Source organism: Saccharopolyspora sp. (genome assembly GCF_017434145.1).
Taxonomy (GTDB): domain Bacteria; phylum Actinomycetota; class Actinomycetes; order Mycobacteriales; family Pseudonocardiaceae; genus Saccharopolyspora_C; species Saccharopolyspora_C galaxeae.
The window spans coordinates 1-4,695 of record NZ_JAFRFW010000584.1 but is presented as its reverse complement, the minus strand read 5'-3'; the positions used below and the strand labels follow the sequence as shown (position 1 = coordinate 4,695).

Genomic DNA, 4,695 nt, shown 5'->3' with positions numbered 1-4,695 from the left:
GTGCGCTCCGGCGAGCACCGGGCGCACCAGACGCGGCGCGAACGCCAGGTACGCGCCGAACCACGCGGCGGCGGCCAGCACCCCGAACAGCACGAGATCTTCGGTGCTCCCGGCCGGGCGATAGCGCGAAAGCAGTCCCTGGGAAACCGCGAGGGCCATCAGCAGCACCCCCACCGCCAGCAGCGCGGCACCGACCACGGTCCGGGTCGCCGTCCCGGCCTTGTGCTCGCTCGGCCGGGTCGTCGACCGCAGCGCTTCCAGCGGGGACACCCGCGCCGCGTCGCGGGCCGGGGCCAGCACGGCGAGGACGACCGCGACCACGACTCCCACCAGCACCGACCCCAGCATCACCGGGGAGGGAGAGGCCGCTGCGACCGGTGCGACCAGCGGCACGAGCCTGCTGATCCCGACGGCCAGCGCGGTCCCGGCTGCACCCGCGATCAATGCCGTGCTCGCGCCCTCAGCGACCAGCGCCCGACGCAGCCCACCGCGGGTGGCGCCCAGCGCACGCAGCATGGCGAGGTGCCGGATGCGCTGCGCGAAGACGATCCGGAAGGCGGATACCGCGACCATGATCGACGCGAGCGCCGCCAGCACCACGAACGCGCTGAGCAGCACGGAAACCCGGTCGACCGTGTCCTGGCTCTGGCGCACTTCGGCCTGCCGCGCGTCCGCGGCGGAGAGCACGGTCATCGCCGTCGGCTGGGCACTCTGCATGATCGCGGGCACGTCCCCGGTGAGGTCTACCCGCGACAGTTCCGCAGCGGTGCGGGTGAGCACTTCCCGATCCGGGGCGTAAAGCGCAACTCCGTCCGCTGACGGGGAATCCACGAGTGCGGTCACCGTCAACGAGTGCGGCGCCCCGCCGTCCTGCACGGCGAAATCGACCGCGTCGCCGACGTGCAAGCCCAGCCGCTCGGCGGCGCGCTCGGACACCGCCACCTCTCCCGGAGCACGCGGATACGTGCCGGCCTCGACCTGGACCCGGCTCAGCGGCCCCTGCCCCGGATCGGCGGTCAGTTCGACCTCCACGCTCCCGACCAGGCCCGATCCGCTCACCCGGCCGGTCGCCTCGGTCACGCCGGGAAAGTCCTCGATCCGGTCCAGCTGCGCGGGGCCGTATCCGGACGGGGACTGCACGACCGCGGACGCCGCATCCGGGATCGAGGTCAGCTCACTGGTGATCGTGCGCATCGCCATGTCCCGGCCGAGCAGCGTGCCGGTGATGAACAAGGCGGCCAAGGCGATCGTCAGCCCGCACAGCACCAACCGCGCCGGAGCCCGCCGGACGGCACGCAGGTGCGGAACGACGGCGCTCATCGGTCCTGCCCCAGCAGCCGCATCGAGTGCGCGATCCGGGAGGCGTCGGGCCGGACGAGCGTGTCGACCACCTGCCCGTCCGCGACCAGCACGACACCGTCGGCGTACGAGGCGGCTATCGGATCGTGGGTCACCATCACGACGGTCTGCCCGAGTTCGCGCACCGACGCTTGCAGCAGGCCCAGGATCTCCTCGCTCGCCCGCGTGTCCAGGTTCCCGGTCGGTTCATCGGCGAAGACGACCTCGGGCCGGGTGAGCAGCGCGCGGGCCAGCGCAACCCGTTGCTGCTGCCCACCGGACATCTCCGCGGGCCGGTGCATCAAGCGGCCCGACAGTCCCAGTCGTTCGGCCAGCTCGCCGACCGCGCCGCGTTGCGGCCTGCGTCCGGCGAGCTGGACCGGCAGCACGATGTTCTCCTCCGCGGTGAGTTCGGGAAGCAGGTTGTACTGCTGGAACACGAACCCGATCCGCTCCCGCCGGACCCGGGTGAGCTCGTCGTCCCGCAACGTGGCCAGGTCGACGCCGCCGAGCAGCACACTCCCACCGGTCGGGGTGTCCAGACCCGCCGCGCACTGCAACAACGTCGATTTGCCGGAGCCCGAAGGCCCCATCACCGCGCTGAAACCGCATGCGGGGAATCGGATGGAGAGGTGGTCCAACGCGCGCACTTCGGTCCGGCCGGTGCCGTAGGTCTTGACGAGGTCGACCGCTTCGACCGCGATGGCCGGACCGGGATTCGCGGTTGTCCCGACCGTGCTCGCTGGTCGGCTGTTGTGGCTCATGTCCAGGAGCCTGTCCGGTCGTGGGCGCGGTCCACCTCCGTCCGCCGACCGGTTTCGCGGCGAAGCGCTCTGCCTTTCGGCTGATGCAAACGGCGGAGATCGGCTGTCTAGGATGCGGGCTCGTGCTGTTCCCCGGTAAGTCCGCGTGGCAGTCGGCGCTCTGGCTGTTCGGCATCGTGCTGGCTACGCCGGCGCTGATGCTGTTGGAGCACGTGATCTACGAGGGCTTCGACGGTGCGAGGTGGCCGCCCGCGGTGATCATGTCGACCGGGCCGATCGCCGCGGTGGCCCTGCTGATCGCTCCGCGGGCCGGCGCTCGCTCGCTGCCCGGGGTCACGATCGCCGTCGCCGTGATCGTGGCCGCCGTGTACTACACCGCGTACCGGCCCGGGGAGTCGCAAGATCGTCCCGACGCCGCGCTGGCGGTGCTCACCCCGACGGCCGCGCTGCTGATCCTGCTCGGGCTGGTGGTGTGGCGGGCGGAGAAGCGCTGGGTGGCGGCCGCGGCGGTGGTCGTGATCCCGGTGGTCGTGGCGCAACCCGCGATCGGACGCGGCAAGCTGACCGAGCTGGTGATCGCGTTCCTGCTGCTGTGCTGCGTGGTGCTGTCCTGCACGATCGGCCTGGCCGCGCGACTGGCCCGCCGGGCGCGGCTGCGCGAGATCGAGCACGAACGGCTGCTCCAGCGCACCGAGTTCGCCCGCGACCTGCACGACTTCGTCGGCCACTACGTGACGGGCATGGTGGTGCAGGCGCGCGGCGCGCAGGCGATCGCCGCCCGGTCACCGCAGCAAGCACTGGACACTTTGGACGGCATCGCCGAAGCCGGTACCGAAGCGATGGAATCGCTGCACCGCATGGTCGGCCTGCTGCGCGCCGAGGACGGTCCGACCACTGCGCCGCTGGCCACCATCGACGAGATCGCCACCATGGTCGAGCGGTTCAACCGCGAGCTGGGGCCGGACGCGCGGCTGGCGCTGCGCGGTTCGACCGAGGGGATCCCGCCCGCGATCGGTTCCACCGCGCACCGGATCGTCCTGGAAGGACTCACCAACGTCCGCAAGCACGGCCAGCACGTGACGACCGTGCGGATCGACGTCCAGCGCGCGGATTCCGAGCTGCTGGTGCGCGTCGGCGACGACGGTGCGGTTGGCAAGATGCCCGGGAGCGGCTTCGGTCTGCGCGGTCTGCGCGACCGCGTCGCCGAAGTCGGCGGCGAGTTCGAGGACGGGCCCTGCGCGGAGGGCGGCTGGGCGCTCGAAGCCCGGATGCCGCTGCCGTCGAACGGAGGTACAGCGTGACGATCAGCGTGCTCATCGCGGACGACCAGACCATGGTCCGCACCGGTTTCGAGATGATCCTCTCGGCCGAGGACGACATCGCGGTGGTCGGCAAGGCCTCCGACGGTGTGGAGGCGCTGGAGCAGATCGAGCGGCTCCGGCCGGACGTGGTGCTGATGGACATCCGGATGCCCCGGCTGGACGGCTTGGACGCCTTGCAGCGGATCAACGTCCCGGGCGCGGTCGATCCGCCCAAGGTCGTGGTCGTCACGACCTTCGAGGACGACGAGTACGTGCACCGCGCGCTCAACGGCGGCGCCAGCGGTTTCGTGCTCAAGACCGCGAGCGCGGCGCTGCTGCTCGAGGCCGTGCGGGCGGCGGCCTCGGGCGACGCGCTCGTCAGCCCGGCGATCACGGTGAAGTTGCTGCGCAACCGCTCCGCGGCTGAACCGCCCGCGGACCTGCCCAATCCGCTGTCGGCGCGCGAGCTCGACGTCGCCCGGCTGGTCGCCACCGGTGCCACCAACGCCGAGATCGCCGAGCAGCTGTTCCTCTCGGTCGGCACGGTCAAGACCCACCTGGCGAGCGTCCAGTCCAAATTGGACGTACGGAATCGGGTGGAGATCGCGGCGTGGGCCTGGCAGTCGAAGATCCTCGGCCGATAGGCGGAGGTTTCCGGCCGAAACCGGCCGTCCGGCAGATCCGCGCCTCGCGGGGTGATCAATACCTTCGTCGTCCGACGGATCGACCGCCCTCGGCGTGAAGGAGCTCATCCCTTGAAACGTTCACTCGTGTTGGCCGTACCTGCACTCGCCCTCGTCGGCCTCACCGCGTGCGGCAGCAATCCTCCGGAGCAAACCGCCTACGAGGTGGAGTTGAAAGTATCGGGACCTGCCGGGGAAAGCGGCACCGTGCAGAAGTCCACTTCGGACTCCAAGGATCAGGCGCCGGAGCCGGTCGGCGTGCCGCACCGGGAGAAGTGGGCGCCGATGGGCGGTCCGGCGAAGTTCGTCGTCACGCCGGATTCGCCCGCTTCGGCCCTGACCTGCGAGGTGCTGGTCGAAGGCAAGGAACGGGTGACCGAACGAGGACAGCCCGGCGAACCGGTCACCTGCGAGCTGACCATCGACGGCCCGGCCTGACCCAGCGGAGCGGGCCTGCGGCCCGGCAGGACGTCCGCCGGCCGCTGACCGGCTCGATGCCGGGTTTCAGGTGCACCCCGCCCCGCCGAGCCGTTCCCGGCGGAGCTCACCGCGAGGGGCGCGGGCCTCTCGGAGACGCCGATCGCGACGCTCAGCGCGGTACAGCCGCGC

At 71.4% G+C, this 4,695-nt stretch carries 5 protein-coding genes; 3 read left to right on the top strand and 2 right to left on the bottom strand.

Features of this window, described 5'->3' with window-relative positions; genetic code table 11:
- Nucleotides 1-1,320 (bottom strand): FtsX-like permease family protein (locus IJH84_RS16145; protein WP_295145879.1); only part of this gene is annotated, 1,320 nt, incomplete at its 3' end.
- On the bottom strand, nucleotides 1,317-2,102 hold the full coding sequence (locus IJH84_RS16140) for an ABC transporter ATP-binding protein (RefSeq protein ID WP_200072669.1): 786 nt from the start codon (nucleotides 2,100-2,102) through the stop codon (nucleotides 1,317-1,319). The genes IJH84_RS16140 and IJH84_RS16145, both read right to left, overlap by 4 nt.
- Before the next feature lie 122 nt (nucleotides 2,103-2,224).
- Between IJH84_RS16140 and IJH84_RS16135 the strand changes: the two genes are divergently transcribed.
- The 3 genes from IJH84_RS16135 (at nucleotide 2,225) to IJH84_RS16125 (ending at nucleotide 4,524) form a co-directional block, all read left to right on the top strand.
- Nucleotides 2,225-3,403, top strand: coding sequence for a sensor histidine kinase (locus IJH84_RS16135; protein ID WP_200072670.1), 1,179 nt, complete (start codon nucleotides 2,225-2,227; stop codon nucleotides 3,401-3,403).
- Nucleotides 3,400-4,047, top strand: a complete 648-nt coding sequence (locus IJH84_RS16130; protein WP_295145876.1) for a response regulator transcription factor — start codon at nucleotides 3,400-3,402, stop codon at nucleotides 4,045-4,047. Before IJH84_RS16135 ends, IJH84_RS16130 begins: the two co-directional genes overlap by 4 nt.
- 111 nt (nucleotides 4,048-4,158) lie before the next feature.
- Entirely contained in the window at nucleotides 4,159-4,524 is a 366-nt protein-coding gene (locus tag IJH84_RS16125; protein ID WP_200072671.1) for a hypothetical protein, read from the top strand.
- Nucleotides 4,525-4,695: the final 171 nt, after the last annotated feature.

Excerpts from the sequence above, each read along its gene's own strand:
- IJH84_RS16140 (WP_200072669.1), bottom strand. The coding sequence starts at position 2,102 with ATGAGCCACAACAGCCGACCAGCGAGCACGGTCGGGACAACCGCGAAT.